Origin of the sequence: Blastomonas sp. (assembly GCF_046294995.1) — a bacterium.
Taxonomy (GTDB): Bacteria; Pseudomonadota; Alphaproteobacteria; order Sphingomonadales; family Sphingomonadaceae; genus Blastomonas.
Genome location: NZ_JBKBOG010000004.1, coordinates 60,867 through 77,670, shown reverse-complemented (window position 1 = coordinate 77,670; position 16,804 = coordinate 60,867). Strand labels below are relative to the sequence as shown.

Sequence of the window (16,804 nt, the reverse complement as noted above, 5' to 3'; positions counted from 1 at the left end):
CACCCATCTCCCCCGTCACCCCCGCGAAAGCGGGGGTCCCGCTTCCTTCTGGACTGCGGCGCAAAAGCGGGATTCCCGCGTTCGCGGGAATGACGACAAGGAAAACGGGTTTTCTCGAAGGTCGAAGACCGCTAGTTGGCGCTCCTGACCACCACAGGAGACGCCCCGATGCCGCAACTCGTCCTCATCCGCCACGGCCAGTCGCAATGGAATCTGGAAAACCGGTTCACCGGCTGGTGGGACGTCGATGTGACCGAGAAAGGCGCCGAGGAAGCGCGCGCGGCGGGCCGGTTGATGCGCGACAAGGGGCTCGATTTCGACATCGCCTTCACCTCGCTTCAGACCCGGGCGATCAAGACGCTCAACCTGGCGCTCGAGGAAATGACCCGGCTGTGGCTGCCGGTCGAGAAGAACTGGCAGCTCAACGAGCGCCATTATGGCGGCCTGACCGGACTCGACAAGGCGCAGACCGCGGCCAAGCATGGCGACGAGCAGGTGCACATCTGGCGCCGCAGCTTCGACATTCCGCCGCCGCCGATGGAGGCGGGTTCCGAATTCGATCTGTCGAAGGACCGTCGCTATGAGGGCATCGCCATCCCCAACAGCGAAAGCCTGAAAGACACCATCGACCGCGTGCTGCCTTATTGGGAAAGCCGCATCGCGCCCGAACTCAAGGCGGGCAAGCGCGTGATCATCTCGGCGCACGGCAACTCGCTGCGCGCTTTGGTCAAGCACCTCTCGGGCATCGCCGACGATGCGATCACGAGCCTTGAAATCCCCACCGGCCAGCCGATCGTCTACGAACTCGACGACCAGCTCGCCGAAGTCGAGCGCTATTACCTCAGCGAACGCTAAAGCCGTTCGGCCCGATCAGGCGGCGAACTGCGCGTCATACTGGTCGACTTCGGCCAGCAGATGCGCGACCTGGTCGGGCGGCAGAAAGGAACCGGTGAAGCTGTTGCGCGCCAGCGTGCGCAATTGCTCGCGGCTGAGGTTGAGCGCATCTGCGATCGCATGATAATTGGCGTTCACATAGCCGCCGAAATATGCCGGATCGTCCGAGTTTACCGTCGCCTTGAGCCCTGAATCGAGCATTTGCTTCACCGGGCTGTCGGCGATGTCGCCGATCACGCACAGCTTGAGGTTGGAGAGCGGACAGACGGTCAGCGTCATCCCCTCACCCGCCAGCCGCGTCACCAGCGCGCTGTCTTCCAGCGCGCGGTTGCCATGGTCGATCCGGTCGACGTGCAGCACGTCGAGCGCCTCGTGAACGTATGCGGGCGGCCCCTCCTCGCCCGCATGCGCGACCAGCTTGAGTCCCAGCGACTTCGCCCGCGCGAAGACGTTGGTGAACTTCGATGGCGGATGACCGTTCTCGGAGGAATCGAGCCCGACGCCTGCGATCCTATCGAGATACGGCAGCGCCTCGTCGAGCGTCGCGGCGGCCGCGGCCTCGTCGAGATGCCGCAGGAAGCACAGGATCAGCCGCGACGTGATTCCCCACTGCTTTTCGCCATCGGCGAGCGCGTCGCTGATCCCCGTGATCACATCCGCAAACGCCACCCCGCGTTCGGTATGGCCCTGCGGATCGAAGAAGATCTCGACATGGCGGACATGGTCGGCATGCGCGCGCTCTAGGTACGCCCAGGTCAGATCGTAGAAATCCTGCGTCTTGAGCAGCACGCCCATGCCTTGATAATAAATATCAAGGAAATCCTGCAAATTACTGAAATTATAGGCTTTCCGAATATCCTCGACACTTGCGAACGGGATTTCGACCTTGTTGCGCTGTGCCAGCGCAAACAGCATTTCGGGCTCGAGCGACCCTTCGATGTGGAGGTGAAGCTCTGCCTTGGGCAGGCGGTCGATATACGCGGTGCGCTGGTCGGGTGTCATGGCAGCGTTATGGCAAGCGGGTGGCCTCGGCGCAATTGGCTAAGCACTTAAACCGTCACCCCCGCGCACGCGGGGGTCCCGCTTTTTGGTCAACCTTGGCGCAGTAGCGGGATTCCCGCGTTCGCGGGAATGACGAAGGAGGAACAGCCCCTCACTCCCCCAGGATGATGCTCGCGCCCGGCTTGTGCGCGCGGATTTCCTCGACCGTCAGGCCTGAAATCTCGTGCGGAAAGACCAGCCACTGCTCGGTCTCGTGGACGCAATAATCGGGGGTCAGGTCGGTCAGGTTGCGCGAGGGCTTGTAGTACACCGTGGCGATCCGCCAGTCGTGCGGCATGTTGTAGCGGCACTTGGCGGCAAGTTCGTGGATGAACGCGCGGATCGAGCGGCCGCTGTCGAACACGTCATCGACCACCAGCAACCGGTCCTCGGGGCTCAGCGTGTCGATCAGATAGCCCAAAGCATAGACGCGCACGTCCTTGCTCTGCTGGTCGATGCCGTAATAGCTCGCGGTACGGATGGCGATGTGGTCGGCGTTGATGCCGTGATATTCCATCAGTTCCTGCACCGCAATGCCCACCGGCGCGCCGCCGCGCCAGATGCCGACGATGTGGGTGGGCTTGTAGCCGCTGTCGATCACCTGCATCGCCAGCCGATAGCTGTCCTCGAGCAGGCTGTTGGCGCTGATATAGTGCTTGTCGGTGGTCATGTGCTGAGGCTTGCCTTGTTGGGTGAGCGCTTGGGGCCTTCATGCCAGCGCAGCGCTGCGGGTCAAGCCCAACACCATCAACCCCTGCCCGCCCGCGTCAGCACCACCGCCGCGATCGCCAGCAGCAGGATCGCTCCGGCCTCGAACAGGATCTTGTCGGGTGCCATGTCCTTGCCCTGCAGCACGATAAGCCGCGCCAGCGCGGTGATCGCGATGAAGATCGGATAGACGAATGGCGATCCGCGCCCGGTATAGAACACCGCGATCATGCCGATCACCTCGGTGTACAGGAACATCAACAGGATATCAGCGAGGCTGATCGTCCGCGCCGCGACGATGTTCGCGATCTCGATCCCCGCCGCCCCCAGCGTCATCAGCGCCACCAGGATCAGCAGCACATGCTCGATCAGGCGAAAGCCGCGGACGGCCACGGTGTCCTGCGCCAGCACCGGTGATGCGGCTACAGGCGGTGCGGATACCTCGTCGTGCGATCCGGAAAGGTCGGGCATGCCCGATCCTATCATATCCTCGGGCAGAAAGTTAGCGCCGCCTTGCGCGTCGAATCCAGCGCCGTCGGCACTGTGACAGAACCGCAATCCAATTGTCATCAATAGTATACAATTGGGTCATCAGGACGACGCCACCCGACCCTAACCGCCGCTGCAGCCAAACAATGGCAGTTTTCACGGGGTTCATTCAATGTCGAAATTTCCAGGGTGCGCAGTGGTCGCGCTGCAATTCGCTATGCTTTATCCTGCCGCTGCGCACGCCAGCGAGGCGGTGCAGACCGTCGAGGCCGCCGATGCTGCGCCGGCCGCGGATGCCGCGTCGTCAGACCTGATCATTGTCACCGGCACCCGTGACGCCACCCGCACCCAGTTCGACACGATGGCCCCCGTCGATGTGCTGTCGTCCGAGGGGATCGACAATGTCATCTCCGAAGACCTGTCGGACACGCTGGCCCGGCTGCTGCCCTCGTTCAACGTCCAGCGGCTGCCCGCTGCCGATGGCCAGGCGTTCGTCCGCCCGGCCAGCCTGCGCAGCCTGTCGCCCGACCACACGCTGGTGCTGGTCAACGGCAAGCGCTATCACCGTTCGGCGCTGCTCGGCGGCCGCGGCGCGCAGGCGCCCGATCTCAACACCATTCCGACGATCGCGATCAAGCGGATCGAGGTGCTGCGCGATGGCGCATCGGCGCAATATGGGTCGGACGCGATCGCAGGCGTGATCAACATCATCCTCGACGACCAGCCCGGCATGGAGGCTGCCGCCCAGTTCTCGCAATATTATGAAGGCGATGGCGACAATTATCAGGGCGCCCTGCAGGGTGGCCTGGCGCTCGGTGACCGGGGCAGCATCGTGTTTTCGGGCGAATACAGCAAGAACGCGGCGACCTCGCGCACCCGCCAGCGCCCCGATGCCATCGCGCTGCAGGCCGCCCGCCCCGATCTGGTGATCCCCAACCCGGTGCAACGCTGGGGCCAGCCCGAATCGCGTGTCATGCGCGGCGCGATCAACATGCGCTATGCGCTCACCGAGGGCCTCGAAATCTACGCCTTCGGCACCGCCAGCGGCGGCGACGGCGTCACCGATTTCAACTGGCGCAACCCCGTCGGCACCGCCAATGTCTACGCCAACACGGCGGTGTTCCCCGGCTTCAATTTCTCGCAGGTCTACCCCGCCGGCTTCACGCCGCGCTTCGGCACCGAGTTCGAGGATCTGCAGGCTGTCGCCGGGCTGCGCAGCGCCGACCGCAGCGCCGTGTTCACCTATGACATCAGCGCATCGTCGGGCCGCAGCCGGATCGATTATCTGATGAGCGAATCGCTCAATGCCTCGCTCGGCCCGAACAGCCCGACCAGCTTTTATCTCGGGCGGCTCGAACAGCGCGAATTCAACCTCAACGCCGATTTCGTCTACCGGCTGGATGTCGGCGCGTTCGAACCGATCAACATCGCCTTTGGCGGCGAGCGCCGCGAAGAGACCTATGCCGTCACCGCAGGCGATCCTGCATCCTATGCGGTCGGCCCCGGCGCTGTGGCGGGGCTCGCCCCCAATTCCAATGGCTTCCCGGGCTTTGCCCCCAACCAGGCAGGATCGTTCGGACAGGAAAGCTATGCCGGCTATCTCGATCTGGAATGGCGCCCGGCAGAACCGCTGACGCTGGGCGTGGCGGCGCGGTACGAAGATTTCTCCAACTTCGGCGACACCGTGAACTACAAGCTCTCGGCACGTTTCGAGCCGCTCCAGGGTCTTGCGATCCGCGGTGCCTATTCGACCGGTTTCCGCGCGCCGACCCCGGGCCAGTCGAACACCTCCAACACATCGCAGGGCCTCGACACGCAGACGCTTCAGATCTTCACCCGCGGCCGGCTGTCGACCAGTGATCCGGTAGCCATCGCGCTGGGTGCCCAGCCCCTGCAGCCCGAAAAGTCCGAAACCTTCACCGCCGGGCTGACCTTCCAGTCCGACTTCGGGCTGTCGGCGAGCATCGATGCGTATCAGATCGATGTGCGCGACCGGTTTGGCCAGTCGAATGCCTTTGCGGTTCCCGCCGGCGTGCCCAACCCGTTGCAGTTCACCTCGATCAGCTATTTCACCAACGATTTCGATACCCGCACGCGCGGTGTCGATGTCGTGCTCGCGTACTCTTCGGCTTTGGGCGACGGTACGCTCAATGCGCGGCTGGCCTACAACTACAACCAGACCAAGGTGACCAACGGCACCAGCGTCACGATCGGCAATGACACCCAGCGCCGCCTGTTCGAGGAACGCCTGCCGCAGCATAACGCCACCGGGTCGATCGGCTATGCCATCGCAGGCTTCACCGTGACCGCCAACGGCCGCTATTACGGGGCGTGGACCGACTCGAGCGGCAATGCCACCGGAGACATCTTCCAGCGCTTCGGATCGATCGTGCTGTTCGATCTGTCGGCGGGCTATCAGTTCACCGAGAACCTTTCGGTCAAGATCGGCGCGGAGAACATCTTCAACACCTATCCCGACGAGGCCACCAACCAGGCGGTGCGCGGTCTGATCTATTCGCGTAACGCACCGTACGATACCGATGGCGGCCAATATTATGTTCGCCTGGGCGTGCAGTTCTGACGCATAAAGCGGCATGACCATCAATCGCAGAACCTTGATGACGGGCGCAGCGGCCATCGCTGCTGCGCCCCTTGCCCCGTCGGTGGCGCATGCGGCGGGCGACTTTGCCCCCGCCGCCGCTGCCGATGACGAGGCCTATTGGGCGCGCATCGCCGCGCACTACGATGTCACCGACGCGGTCATCCAGCTGGAAAACGGCAATTGGGGGATGATGGCGCGCCCGGTGCTTGAGCACTATCAGCAGCAGGTGGCCCGGGTAAACCGCGACACCAGCTTTTACGCCCGCCGGGGCATGGGCCGCGACCTGATGGCCGCGCAGCACCGGCTGGCCGCTCAACTGGGTGTGGACGCGACCGAGATCGTGTTCACGCGCAACGCCACCGAAGCGCTCAAGGCGCTGATCGGCGGGTACAACCGCATCGGACCCGGCAGCGCCGTGCTGTACGCCGATCTCGATTATGACAGCATGCAGCTCAGCCTGGTCAACGCGGCGCGGCTGCGCGGCGCGCGCGTGGTGAAGATCGACCTGCCCGAGCCTGCAACGCACGATACCGTGCTGGCGGCCTATGAAGCGGCGTTCGGCGCGCATCCCGACCTGAAGTTTGTGCTGCTGACGCATATCAGCCACCGCACCGGCCTGATGCTGCCGGTTCGCGCCATCGCCGACATGGCGCGGGCGCGGGGCATCGACGTCATCCTCGATGCCGCGCACAGCCTGGGCCAGGTCGATTACCGGCTGCGCGATCTCGGCGCGGATTTCATCGGATTCAATCTCCACAAGTGGATCGGCGCGCCGCTGGGCGTTGGCGCGATGTACATCCGCGCCGGGCGGCTCGACGCGATCGATACGGACATCGCCGAGGACGTCTCCGACACCGGCAGCATCCGCGCGCGGGTGCACACCGGAACGGTCGATATGGCTGCGCTGTTGACCCTGCCCGCAGCCCTGGATTTTCAGGCGGCGATCGGTGGTAGAGCGCGGGAAGGCCGGCTGCGGGCCTTGCGCGACCGGTGGGTGGGGCAGCTGCGCGGCCACCCGGATGTCTCCGTGCTGACACCCGACGACGCGCGCATGCACGGCGCCATAACATCGTTCAGGGTCCGCGGTTGCCTCAGCGACGCGGACAATCGCGCCATGGCCCAGGCCCTGCTCGACCGGCACGGCATCTTCACCGTCCAGCGCGGCGGGGTTGCCCAGGGCAGCTGCGTCCGGGTCACGCCTGCGTTGTGCAACACGATGGTCGATGTCGATGCGCTGGCGAAGGCGCTGCTGGAGCTGGCCCCCGCCATGGCCAAGGGCTGATCCGCGTCAGGCGTGGATCCACCAGCGGATGGCATAGGCGACAACGCCGATGACGCCGACCGACATCAGCCAGATCGCCACCATCCAGCCGATCTTCTGCGTCAGGGGGCGCGCATCGCCACGGTCGGGGTCATCCAGCGCCATCAATGATAGCCCTCATCGCCGACCTTGCCGCGGAACACCCAGTACGCCCAGCCGGTATAGCCGATGATCAGCGGCACGATGAACAGCGTGCCAACCAGCATGAACATCTGGCTGCTGGGGTGGGTGGCCGCATCCCAGATCGTCACCTCGTCGGGCACGACATACGGGAACATGCTGATCCCCAGCCCGATCATGCCGAGCAGGAACAGCGCCAGCGTCAGCAGGAACGGCGCGTAGTTCTTGCGCTTCTGCAACCCGCGCAGCAGCGCGAAGCTGATCACCGCGACCAGCACCGGCACCTGCGCCGAAAACAGCACGTTGGGAAAGGTGAACCAGCGCGCGAAATAGCCGGCGTCCAGGAACGGTGTGTAAAGGCTGACCGCACCCAGCGCGAGCAGGGTTGCGGGAAACAGTTTCCAGCTCATGCGATAGGCATGGTCCTGCACCGGGCCTTCGGTCTTCATGATCAGCCAGGTCGATCCCAGCAGGCCATAGCCGATGACGGTGCCGATGCCGGTGAGCACCGAATACAGGCTCAACCAGTCGAGCCAGCCGCCTGCATAGGCGCGGCCATCGACCTCGACCCCCTGCAGCAGCGCGCCCAGCGTCACCCCTTGCGCGAACGCGGCGACGAGCGAGCCTGCGGTGAACGCGAAATCCCAGAACGGCTGGTGGTTGGGATCGCGCCAGCGCCCCTCGAACGCCACGCCGCGCAGCACCAGCCCCAGCAGCATCGCGATGATCGGCGGATAGATCGCAGGAAGGATTATCGCATAGGCCAGCGGGAAAGCGGCGAACAGCCCGCCCCCGCCCAGCACCAGCCAGGTCTCGTTGCCGTCCCACACCGGCGCGACCGAGTTCATCGCCTTGTCACGCTCGGCCCCGCGCCCCAGCGCCGGGAAGATGATGCCAATCCCTAAGTCGAAGCCGTCCATCACAACATAAGCGAACACGGCAAAGGCGATGATGAACGCCCAGACGATCGTCAGGTCGATGCTCATGCGCCCTCCTCCAGCATGGTGGCGCTCTGTCCGCGCCGCGAACTGTCCGCCGATGCCGGGGTGATCCCTGCGGTGCGCAGCGGTCCGGAGGCGGCGGCTTCCTCGTGCCCGGTGGCGGGCTTGCTCATCAGCTTGAGGATGTACAGCGTACCAGCGCCGAACATGATGAAATAGGTGACGACGAAGGCGAGCAGCGACGCACCCACCGCAGGCGCTGCCAGCGGCGAGACACTCTCTGCCGTCGTGAGCAGGCCATAGACGGTGTAAGGCTGGCGGCCGACCTCGGTCGTCACCCAACCGGCGATCACCGCGACGAAGCCCGATGGGCCCATCACGATCGCTGCGCGGTGCAGCCACGGCCAGTCGAACAGCCGTCCGCGCACCCGCGCCAGCAGGCTGAACAGCCCGATGCCGAGCATCGCAAACCCGATCCCGACCATGATCCGGAACGACCAGAACACCACGCCCACCGGCGGCTGCTGATCTTCAGGAATGGTATCAAGTCCGGCCAGCGGCGCGTTGAGATCATGCTTCAAGATCAGCGAGGAAGCCTTTGGAATTTCGATGGAATAATCCACGCGCTTTTCCGCGCTATTGGGGATGCCGAACAGGATCAAAGGCGCGCCATCGGGGTGGCTGTCGTAATGGCCTTCCATCGCCATCACCTTGGCGGGCTGGTGCTCAAGCGTGTTGAGCCCGTGCATGTCGCCTGCAAAAATCTGCAACGGTGCGACCAGCGCCGCCATCCACATCGCCATCGAGAACATCCGCCGCGCGCGCATGTCGGTCTTGTTCTTGAGCAGGTGATAGGCGCCGACCGCGCCCACGACGAACGCGGTCGTCAGATACGCCGCCATCACGGTGTGGACCAGGCGATAGGGGAAGCTGGGGTTGAAGATGATATCGAGCCAGCTGCCGGCGGGGACGAACTGGCCATTGGCCGCGATCTCATAGCCGGTCGGCGTCTGCATCCAGCTGTTGACGCTGAGGATCCAGAACGCAGAAATGAAGGTGCCGAGCGCGACCATCAAGGTGGCGGTGAAGTGCAGCTTGCGGCCCACCTTGTCCATGCCGAACAGCATGACGCCCAGGAAGCCCGCTTCGAGGAAAAACGCGGTCAGCACTTCATAGGCCATCAGGGGCCCGAGGATCGGTCCGGTGCGATCCGAATAGACCGACCAGTTGGTGCCGAACTGATACGACATCACGATCCCCGAGACGACGCCCATGGCAAAGGCGATCGCGAAGATCTTGCGCCAGTATTTGAACAGATCGAGATAGGTGTTGTCGTTGGTCTTGAGCCACAGCCCTTCCAGCACGGCGAGATAGCTCGCCAGACCGATCGAAAATGCGGGGAAGATGAAGTGAAAGCTCACCGTGAAGGCAAACTGGATGCGTGCCAGCATCAACGCATCAAAACCGTCGAACATGCCATGCGACCTTTCGCGAACCGCTGCGGCGGGGGACGGCCGGGCTTCCAGTACGGAATGCCCGCCCCCGCGAAGATTGCCGGGATTTAGGCCTGCCAACCTAACACGGCAATGTGACAGATTGTCCCAGCGTTGCGCTCAGATGTCCAGCAGCATGCGAATTCCGGCGCAACGCACCGTTAAACCGATTGGTCTAGGCGCGCAAAGTCCTGTCGAACAGCGCCAGGGTCCGGTCCCATGCCAGCTTTGCCGCCGCCTCGTCGTAGCGCGGCGTGGTGTCGTTGTGGAAGCCGTGGCTGGTGCCGGGATAGAAATGCGCCTGATATTCCTTGTTGTTCGCCTTGAGCGCAGCCTCGGTCGCCGGCCAGGTCGCATTGACCCGCTCATCGTTCTCGGCGAAGTGGATCAGCAACGGCGCCTTGATCGATGGCACCTCCTCGGGCTTCGCCTGGCGCCCGTAAAACGGCGCTGCGGCAGCCAGATCGGGATAGGCCACTGCCAGCGCGTGGCACACGCCGCCGCCATAGCAGAAGCCGGTGACGCCGACCTTGCCGGTCGCGCCGTCATGATCACGCAGGTATTCGAAGCCGGCGAAGAAATCCTCCATCAGCTTGGCCGGATCGAGCGAGGCCTGCATCGTGCGGCCCTCGTCATCGCTGCCGGGATAGCCGCCCAGCGACGTTAGACCGTCCGGTCCAAGCGCCAGATAGCCCGATTTTGCGAGCCGCCGCACGACATCCTCGATGTAGGGATTGAGCCCGCGGTTTTCGTGCACCACCAGAACGGCGGGCAGTTTGCCCTTCGCGGCCTTGGGCCGCGCCATCAGGCCGCGCACGGTCCCATGGCCCTCGGGGCTGGGATATTCCACCCGCATGGTCTCGATGGCCGGATCGTCGGGCGCCACCTGCTGCGCCAGCGCGTAATCGGGGCGCAATTGGTTATAGATCATCAGCCCGGTGACGCCTGCCGCTGCATACCGCCCCGCTTGCCGGATAAACTCGCGTTTGCTGAGCTTGCCATGCACGTAACCATCGAAAATCTCGAGGATATGCGGGTGGAAATCGCTGGCGCGCATCGCGCGGGTGACAGGCCGTGCTTCAGGTGGGGACTGGGTCAAGACGGCATCCTCGGGTTGCTGGCGATCGAACCGCATTGTGCATCAATCGCCCAGGGCTGCAAGCGTCTCGCCGGCCATTTGTTCCCGCCGGGCCGTTTCATCGGGCGCGCAGGCGCAGATTGGACCGGGCGGTCTAGGCCTGAACCGGTCGGTCTTGCCAGGCGCGCTCAGCCGCGATCCACCATCGCGCACAGCATGTCGGTGGTCAGCGTAACCGGCGCGGTATCCCGCCTACACCGCGCCAGCAGCATCGCGCCTTCGTGCGCGGCGATGATGGTCGCAGCGATGTCGCGCGCGCGGGCGACCGCCACGCCTTCGAGCATCAGCCATTTGGCCAGCCGCATTTCGATGCGCTGATAGGCGATGCGCACCGCATCGGCGAGCGCGGTGTCGCCGCCGCCCTGCTCCTGCCCGATCACCGCCAGCAGCGACCCGTCGCGCCAGTCGGTGCGCTCGAGCCAGGCACAGGATTCTGCGCCGAGTTGGCGTAAAAACCCAATGATATCAGCGCCCGAACCCGATGCTTCGTCGAGCGCGCTCAGCGTGCTGGCTGCGATCCGGGTGATGCACGCTTCAGCCAGCTCGGGCTTGCCGCCGGGGAAATGGTGGTAAAGCGAGCCCTTGGGCGCTTCGGCGAGCGCCAGGATCTCGGCCAGACCGACCGCATGATAGCCGCGCTGCTGGAACAAGCGCGTGGCGACCTGCAGCAGCCGCAGCCGCGTCGGGTGAACGCTCGCGTCCTGTGTGGCGGCGCCTGCGGTCGCGGCACGCGCCACGCCATCATTGGAAACAAAAAGCATCATAGACCGTTCAGTCTAGCGGCCATGGGGGCGGCGTCAAGCAGGCTGTTGCCGCATTGGGGGCGCTCATGATGCGGCGACCACGGCGATCAGCGCCAGCGCAGTGGCGACGCGGCGCTCGCCGCCAGCATCGTCGACGGCCAATACCTGCGCTTCCACCGACACATTACGCTTGCCCTGCTTGATCACCGCCGCGTGGACGCGCAGCAACTTGGTGGTCGCAGGCGCGTGAAACTGCAGCGTGTAGCTCGCGGTGACGACGTCGCCCGCCACCGTCGCTGCGGCCCAGCTGCACGCGGTATCGGCCAAAGCGCCGATGATTCCGCCGTGCACGAAGCCGTGGTGCTGGGTCTGATCCTCGCGGACATCGAGCTCAAGGCAGACCTGGCCACCGCCAGCAGCGATCAGACGCATGCCACTCCATCGGTTGAATCCGGACGATTGCGAGGCGCTGCGCAGGCCGTTTTCCATCCTGGCATCCGAGTAATCAGGCTGGGTCATCGTTCTGCTCCGCTGATTGGCGCACCGGCCACGCGACCGGTCGGTCTGGTGCAAAGATTAAACCGACTGGTCCGTTTGTCAATCCGCTGTTGCGGCGTGGTTGGCAGACTCCCCCGCTGCCTTGATCCATTCCCTCTGGCAATCCGTCAAAGTCTGTGCTGTCGATGGGCCAGGCACTCCGACCGAACGGTCAGGAGCCAAGCCGGGGGCCCGACCGATGACCACAACCGACAGACACCTCTCGCTCGATGCGATGCGCGGCTTTGCCGTGATGGGCATATTGCTGCTCAACATCACGGGCTTTGCCATGCCCGGCGCGGCGTATATCAATCCATCCGCATGGGGCGGCACCGATCCGCTCAACATCGGCGTCTGGGCGACCAATTTCGTGCTGTTCGACGGCAAGATGCGCGGGCTGTTCAGCGTATTGTTCGGCGCAAGCATGCTGCTGGTGATCCAGCGCGCGCAAGCATCGGGGCAGAACGCGCCATCGGTGCACCTCAACCGGATGGCGTGGCTGTTCGTTATCGGCGCGGCGCATTATATCGTCCTGTGGTGGGGCGACATTTTGGTGCCCTATGCGATCTGCGGCACGCTGGCGCTGTTCTTCATCCACAAGGACATCAAGCAGCTGGTGCGCTGGGCGATCATCCTGTTCTCGTTGTACTTGGTGATCACCGGGCTGGTGCTGGGGGGAAGCTGGTGGCAATCGATCGCGGGACTGGCGCCCGGCGCCGATGCCGAGACGATCGAGAACACGCGTAAGATGCTGGCCAGCTTCGGCAAACCGGGGTCGGACGAGATCGCCAAAGATCTTGCGCTCTACAGGAGCGGATGGCCCACGATCTTCGCCGACAATCTGTCGACCTTTCCATCTTCGCTGACCAACGCGCTGCTGCTGTTCACGCTCGACACCTTGGGCATGATGCTGCTGGGCATGGCGATGCTTAAAAGCGGGTTCATCCTGGGACTGTGGGCGCCGGCGATCTATGCCAAGGTCGCCATCCGCGCGTTCGCCATCGGCCTGCCGCCGATGGTCGCGCTGGCCGCCTGGGTGATCGCCTCGGGCTATGACACGATGATCACCTTCGGCGCCTTCTTCACGTTTTCCTTCCCCTTCCGTGTGGCGCTGACCGTCGGATGGGCTGCGGCGCTGCTGTGGATCATCGTCCGGCACAAGGAACACGCGCTGATCGGCCGGGTCGCTGCCGCCGGTCGCGCCGCGTTCAGCAACTATCTGGGCACCACGGTGCTGATGACCTTCATCTTCTACGGCTGGGGCCTGGGCCTGTTCGGCAGAATCGATCGCATAACATCGATGCTGTTCGTTTTCGGAACCTGGGGAATCATGCTATTATGGTCAAAGCCCTGGCTGCAGCGATTCCGGTTCGGACCTGCGGAATGGCTGTGGCGCTCTCTGGCGCGTCGGAGCCTGCAACCGATGCGTTTGCGATAGGGTCGCAAAAAGTCTGTTGCGATGCGTTCGCATTATCGCTATTCCTGCATCAACAGGAGAGACGCATGGTAGTTTGCATCTGCAACGCGATTCGCGAACAGGACCTCAAGGACGCTTTGCGCGATGGCGCGGGCCGCCCGTCCGAGGTTTACGCCCGTCTGGGCCGGCGTCCCAAATGCGGCCAGTGTCTGTCGTTTGCGCAAAGCATTATCAGCCGGGAAACTGCGACCGCATAGCAATAGCCTGGTAATTTCCCTTTAAAATTCAACTATTTCCCGCGCTGCAACGCTTCCCAAAGACCCGTTTTCCCGCTATAGTTGCTTCCTGCATTTCACATGCCCGCCCCTCAAGTCGGTGCGCGGGCAGCACAGGAGCATTATATGAAGGGCGACCCCAAGGTCATCGAATTTCTCAACGACGCGCTCAAGAATGAACTGACCGCGATCAACCAGTATTTCCTGCACGCCAAGATGCTGCAGAGCTGGGGCATCAAGAAGCTCGCCAAGTTCGAGTACGAAGAATCCATCGACGAGATGAAGCACGCCGACAAGCTCGCCGATCGCATCCTGTTTCTTGATGGCCTGCCCAACTTCCAGCTGCTCGGACGGCTGAAGATCGGCGAGACGGTCGAGGAAATCCTCAAGGCCGATCTCGCGCTCGAGAACGAAGCGATCCCGATGCTCAAGGAAGCGATCGCCTATTGCGAAAGCGTCCGCGACTATGGCAGCCGCGACCTGCTCGCCTACATCCTCACCAGCGAGGAAGAGCATGTCGATACGCTCGAGGCGCAGTTCGACCTGATCGCGCGCATGGGCATCGAGAACTACGTCCAGTTGCAGTCGAGCCCCGCCGAGGATTGATCCGGACGCCCGCGCTCACCCTGCCGGCGCGGGGTGGGCGGGCTGGATCAGGGCAGCGGCAGCGGCGCTTGCGATCACTGCACCGCAGCGATTTCCTTGATCATCTCGCTTGCCATCTGGTTGCGGTGCACCGCAGCGCTGCGGTTGATCGGGATCTTGTAGAGTGCCTTGAGCATTGCGCGGTCGAGGTCGGACAGGCCGGTCGGGCGTTCGGTCGCTGCTGCCGCAGGACTGAACAGCGACATGATGCTCATGCCCTCCGGCTCGGCATCCAGCCGGGTGCGCGATAGGATGCCGAAAGCGAGATAGTCGCTGAGCGTGTCGAACGGCACATCGGAAATACGCGGCACGTCAACCATCACCGTGACACCCTTGATGCTGACCTGTGCAGGACTGTTGATCCGGCTGGCCGCGCCCTGGTTGAGCACCGGCAGGTCCATCAGTGCGCCAGGCGCTCCGCCAAGGCCTGCTGCATCGGGGCCGACGCCTCGTCCGCCCAGCCCTTCGACCACCTGGCCATAGAACCAGCGCACGGGCAGCCCCGGCTGCCCAAGCGTGCGGCGCTCGTCCCTGCGGGTGGTGTCGAGCAGATCGGGACGCTTGCGCTCCAGCCTCGCGAACGCGGCGTCGCTGTCCAGCAGGAATGCGATCATCACATTGGGCTGGCATTGTCCCTTCGCCACCCGTGCGCCGACCTGGCGCGCAGTTGCCTCGATCCGGTCGATCAATGGTTGGGCGACCTCGGCGCGCAGCCCGATCGCGCCGATGCACAACGGCTCGGCCCAGCGTGCGTTCTGATCGGACTGCGGGGCAGCCAGCACCGCGCGGGTGTAGGCGCGGGCCATCTGATGCGCTTCGCCGCGCGTCATCCGCTGGCCGGTCACGACGATCGGATCGTCATCGCCCGGAGCGATCGCCAGCGAGGGCCCTGGCAAGGCGAGCAGGGCGGGCAGAACCAGGGATGCAAGCAAGTGTCGGTGTGCCATATCGATCGACCTCAAACGGAAGCTAGGTAGTCGCAGCGGCATCACTATAGCGTATCGTCCGTGCCCGGGCATCTGAAATCAAATTCAATTCAAGTCTATTCGGCAATCGATCGACCAGCGAATGCCTTCGCCCAACTGCGCATGTCCGGCAGCATGGTCACGATTGATTGCCTCGCTCTTTCCTGCAAGCTCTGCCTCCGAATTACCCGGCGTTCAGCCGCCAGTGACGGCGCAGCAATTGGTGCGTGGGCGAATTGTATCCGCCGTACAGTGTCGGATAGACGCCCACCTCCTCGGCATCGGGTCGGAAACTGGGGTTCCAGCCGTTCCATGTGTTGTAGGTATGGAACAGCCAGTCCGCGTTGTTCTCCTCGAAAATCGACAGCATATCGGCGACCCAGCGGTCGCGTCCCGGTGCCCAGCGCGTCACGCCGAATTCGCTCGCCATCATCCTGACACCATGGCGACGGGCGAAATCGAATGCGGGCTGCATCGATGCTGCGAGCGCAGCGCGGTCCCACCGCCGCGGGGCTTCGGTGTCGTACTCGCTGATGTCGCCGGGATAACGGACCCCGCGCGGCGCGGTACCCAGGCCCTGGTGAGTGTAGTTGTGCGGCGTGTAATTGTGGAACGTATAGAGGATCGCCGGGTCGTCGATCAGCGGCATCGAGGTGTAGCGCGACGCAAAGCCCCACGGCCAGGGCATCACCGCCAGCCAGATCGACTTATTGACCGCGCGGATCCGGCGGATCGCCTCGGGCATCAGCTGCTCGTACCATACCGCGCCATCGGCCTCGCGGCGGAAGGTGTAATTGGGTTCGTTGAACACGTCGTATGCGAAGATCGCAGGGTCGTCCCGCAGTTCGCGGGCGATGGCGGGCCAGAACTGCATCAGGCTGTTGCCCACCCCGGCGCGGAACGATGCGCCGCTGCTGTCGTCCAGATTGACCGTGTCGCGCCCGTAAATCCCACTCGCCGACAGCATCACGCCGACTCCCAGTGCAGCGCATTCGGCGGTGAAAGCCTTCAGCATCGCCAGGTTGGTGCGATAAGGCGCCAGCGGATCGGTCCGGCCGGGCCGGACGATGCGTTTGTCGGGCGCGGTGCCGGCGGCCAGATCGGTCGAGAAGTTGACGCGGACCGTATTGACGCCCCAGCCTGCAAGTTCGCGCGCGATCCCTGGAACAAGGCTCCCGGGGGACAGCTCGAGGTTCAACCCGCGCATCCGTGCCGGCAGCGTGGGTGGGCCAGAGTTCATTGCCGCCGAGACCCGCTGCAACGCCCAGCCGGCACCGCCCTGTCCCACCGCCACCGCAGCGCCTGCAGCGCCCAGACCGGCCAGAAGGGTTCGTCGGTTGAAGGGATCGGGCATCGGGCACTCCTTGGCATCGTGTCGGCAACCGTTACGCGCGGCCACCGGTGTTCGCTACGGCTGCATCGCTGAACCGATGCTGACACACGGTTACGCGCGATGTCGCGATAGGACGCACGAG

17 protein-coding genes are annotated in these 16,804 nt (G+C 64.0%); 6 read left to right on the top strand and 11 right to left on the bottom strand.

The window, feature by feature from the left end:
• Positions 1 to 168: 168 nt before the first annotated feature.
• Positions 169 to 855 (top strand): 2,3-diphosphoglycerate-dependent phosphoglycerate mutase, encoded by a 687-nt coding sequence (gpmA, locus tag ACK4R0_RS07370; protein WP_409672465.1) that lies wholly within the window; start codon positions 169 to 171, stop codon positions 853 to 855.
• A gap of 15 nt (positions 856 to 870) precedes the next feature.
• Here gpmA and ACK4R0_RS07365 read toward each other — a convergent pair whose 3' ends face one another.
• From ACK4R0_RS07365 to ACK4R0_RS07355, 3 genes are all read right to left on the bottom strand, one after another.
• Complete coding sequence (locus ACK4R0_RS07365; protein WP_409672462.1) at positions 871 to 1,896, bottom strand: adenosine deaminase; 1,026 nt, start codon at positions 1,894 to 1,896, stop codon at positions 871 to 873.
• Positions 1,897 to 2,047: 151 nt separating this feature from the next.
• Positions 2,048 to 2,605 (bottom strand): phosphoribosyltransferase, encoded by a 558-nt coding sequence (locus tag ACK4R0_RS07360; protein WP_409672459.1) that lies wholly within the window; start codon positions 2,603 to 2,605, stop codon positions 2,048 to 2,050.
• A 77-nt stretch (positions 2,606 to 2,682) separates the two neighbouring features.
• Positions 2,683 to 3,114 (bottom strand): phosphate-starvation-inducible protein PsiE, encoded by a 432-nt coding sequence (locus tag ACK4R0_RS07355; protein ID WP_409672456.1) that lies wholly within the window; start codon positions 3,112 to 3,114, stop codon positions 2,683 to 2,685.
• A gap of 235 nt (positions 3,115 to 3,349) precedes the next feature.
• On the opposite strand from ACK4R0_RS07355, the gene ACK4R0_RS07350 reads away from it, so the two are divergent.
• Both ACK4R0_RS07350 and ACK4R0_RS07345 read left to right on the top strand, forming a co-directional pair.
• Complete coding sequence (locus ACK4R0_RS07350; RefSeq protein ID WP_409672453.1) at positions 3,350 to 5,713, top strand: TonB-dependent receptor plug domain-containing protein; 2,364 nt, start codon at positions 3,350 to 3,352, stop codon at positions 5,711 to 5,713.
• Between the two features lie 13 nt (positions 5,714 to 5,726).
• Positions 5,727 to 7,016, top strand: coding sequence for an aminotransferase class V-fold PLP-dependent enzyme (locus tag ACK4R0_RS07345; RefSeq protein ID WP_409672450.1), 1,290 nt, complete (start codon positions 5,727 to 5,729; stop codon positions 7,014 to 7,016).
• Between the two features lie 6 nt (positions 7,017 to 7,022).
• On the opposite strand, the gene ACK4R0_RS07340 is transcribed toward ACK4R0_RS07345, so the two are convergent.
• The 6 genes from ACK4R0_RS07340 to ACK4R0_RS07315 form a co-directional block, all read right to left on the bottom strand.
• On the bottom strand, positions 7,023 to 7,160 hold the full coding sequence (locus ACK4R0_RS07340; RefSeq protein ID WP_409672447.1) for a DUF2474 domain-containing protein: 138 nt from the start codon (positions 7,158 to 7,160) through the stop codon (positions 7,023 to 7,025).
• Entirely contained in the window at positions 7,160 to 8,161 is a 1,002-nt protein-coding gene (cydB, locus tag ACK4R0_RS07335) for a cytochrome d ubiquinol oxidase subunit II (protein WP_409672444.1), read from the bottom strand. The genes ACK4R0_RS07340 and cydB overlap by 1 nt, the downstream gene beginning before the upstream one ends.
• Positions 8,158 to 9,591 carry a cytochrome ubiquinol oxidase subunit I gene (locus ACK4R0_RS07330; RefSeq protein WP_409672441.1) on the bottom strand — a complete coding sequence of 478 codons (1,434 nt, stop codon included), beginning with the start codon at positions 9,589 to 9,591 and terminating at the stop codon, positions 8,158 to 8,160. The genes cydB and ACK4R0_RS07330 overlap by 4 nt, the downstream gene beginning before the upstream one ends.
• Positions 9,592 to 9,784: 193 nt before the next feature.
• Positions 9,785 to 10,708 carry a YghX family hydrolase gene (gene yghX, locus ACK4R0_RS07325; RefSeq protein WP_409672438.1) on the bottom strand — a complete coding sequence of 308 codons (924 nt, stop codon included), beginning with the start codon at positions 10,706 to 10,708 and terminating at the stop codon, positions 9,785 to 9,787.
• Between the two features lie 167 nt (positions 10,709 to 10,875).
• Positions 10,876 to 11,511, bottom strand: coding sequence for a TetR/AcrR family transcriptional regulator (locus tag ACK4R0_RS07320; RefSeq protein WP_409672435.1), 636 nt, complete (start codon positions 11,509 to 11,511; stop codon positions 10,876 to 10,878).
• A gap of 63 nt (positions 11,512 to 11,574) precedes the next feature.
• Positions 11,575 to 12,009: a PaaI family thioesterase gene (locus ACK4R0_RS07315; protein ID WP_409672432.1), complete on the bottom strand. Its 435-nt coding sequence runs from the start codon at positions 12,007 to 12,009 to the stop codon at positions 11,575 to 11,577.
• 217 nt (positions 12,010 to 12,226) lie between these two features.
• On the opposite strand from ACK4R0_RS07315, the gene ACK4R0_RS07310 reads away from it, so the two are divergent.
• From ACK4R0_RS07310 to bfr, 3 genes are all read left to right on the top strand, one after another.
• Positions 12,227 to 13,465: a DUF418 domain-containing protein gene (locus tag ACK4R0_RS07310; protein ID WP_409672429.1), complete on the top strand. Its 1,239-nt coding sequence runs from the start codon at positions 12,227 to 12,229 to the stop codon at positions 13,463 to 13,465.
• A gap of 65 nt (positions 13,466 to 13,530) precedes the next feature.
• Entirely contained in the window at positions 13,531 to 13,701 is a 171-nt protein-coding gene (locus tag ACK4R0_RS07305; protein WP_409672426.1) for a bacterioferritin-associated ferredoxin, read from the top strand.
• A gap of 144 nt (positions 13,702 to 13,845) precedes the next feature.
• On the top strand, positions 13,846 to 14,325 hold the full coding sequence (gene bfr / locus ACK4R0_RS07300) for a bacterioferritin (protein WP_409672806.1): 480 nt from the start codon (positions 13,846 to 13,848) through the stop codon (positions 14,323 to 14,325).
• A gap of 74 nt (positions 14,326 to 14,399) precedes the next feature.
• Here bfr and ACK4R0_RS07295 read toward each other — a convergent pair whose 3' ends face one another.
• Together ACK4R0_RS07295 and ACK4R0_RS07290 are read right to left on the bottom strand one after the other, a co-directional pair.
• Entirely contained in the window at positions 14,400 to 15,296 is an 897-nt protein-coding gene (locus tag ACK4R0_RS07295; RefSeq protein WP_409672423.1) for a hypothetical protein, read from the bottom strand.
• Between the two features lie 217 nt (positions 15,297 to 15,513).
• Entirely contained in the window at positions 15,514 to 16,683 is a 1,170-nt protein-coding gene (locus tag ACK4R0_RS07290; protein ID WP_409672420.1) for a glycoside hydrolase family 5 protein, read from the bottom strand.
• Positions 16,684 to 16,804 lie beyond the last annotated feature (121 nt).

What these genes read in the sequence shown, in the direction of transcription:
- gpmA (WP_409672465.1), top strand. Translation starts at nt 169, where the DNA reads ATGCCGCAACTCGTCCTCATCCGCCACGGCCAGTCGCAATGGAATCTG.
- ACK4R0_RS07365 (WP_409672462.1), bottom strand. Translation starts at nt 1,896, where the DNA reads ATGACACCCGACCAGCGCACCGCGTATATCGACCGCCTGCCCAAGGCA.
- ACK4R0_RS07360 (WP_409672459.1), bottom strand. Translation starts at nt 2,605, where the DNA reads ATGACCACCGACAAGCACTATATCAGCGCCAACAGCCTGCTCGAGGAC.
- ACK4R0_RS07355 (WP_409672456.1), bottom strand. Translation starts at nt 3,114, where the DNA reads ATGCCCGACCTTTCCGGATCGCACGACGAGGTATCCGCACCGCCTGTA.
- ACK4R0_RS07350 (WP_409672453.1), top strand. Translation starts at nt 3,350, where the DNA reads ATGCTTTATCCTGCCGCTGCGCACGCCAGCGAGGCGGTGCAGACCGTC.
- ACK4R0_RS07345 (WP_409672450.1), top strand. Translation starts at nt 5,727, where the DNA reads ATGACCATCAATCGCAGAACCTTGATGACGGGCGCAGCGGCCATCGCT.
- ACK4R0_RS07340 (WP_409672447.1), bottom strand. Translation starts at nt 7,160, where the DNA reads ATGGCGCTGGATGACCCCGACCGTGGCGATGCGCGCCCCCTGACGCAG.
- cydB (WP_409672444.1), bottom strand. Translation starts at nt 8,161, where the DNA reads ATGAGCATCGACCTGACGATCGTCTGGGCGTTCATCATCGCCTTTGCC.
- ACK4R0_RS07330 (WP_409672441.1), bottom strand. Translation starts at nt 9,591, where the DNA reads ATGTTCGACGGTTTTGATGCGTTGATGCTGGCACGCATCCAGTTTGCC.
- ACK4R0_RS07320 (WP_409672435.1), bottom strand. Translation starts at nt 11,511, where the DNA reads ATGATGCTTTTTGTTTCCAATGATGGCGTGGCGCGTGCCGCGACCGCA.
- ACK4R0_RS07315 (WP_409672432.1), bottom strand. Translation starts at nt 12,009, where the DNA reads ATGACCCAGCCTGATTACTCGGATGCCAGGATGGAAAACGGCCTGCGC.
- ACK4R0_RS07310 (WP_409672429.1), top strand. Translation starts at nt 12,227, where the DNA reads ATGACCACAACCGACAGACACCTCTCGCTCGATGCGATGCGCGGCTTT.
- ACK4R0_RS07305 (WP_409672426.1), top strand. Translation starts at nt 13,531, where the DNA reads ATGGTAGTTTGCATCTGCAACGCGATTCGCGAACAGGACCTCAAGGAC.
- bfr (WP_409672806.1), top strand. Translation starts at nt 13,846, where the DNA reads ATGAAGGGCGACCCCAAGGTCATCGAATTTCTCAACGACGCGCTCAAG.
- ACK4R0_RS07290 (WP_409672420.1), bottom strand. Translation starts at nt 16,683, where the DNA reads ATGCCCGATCCCTTCAACCGACGAACCCTTCTGGCCGGTCTGGGCGCT.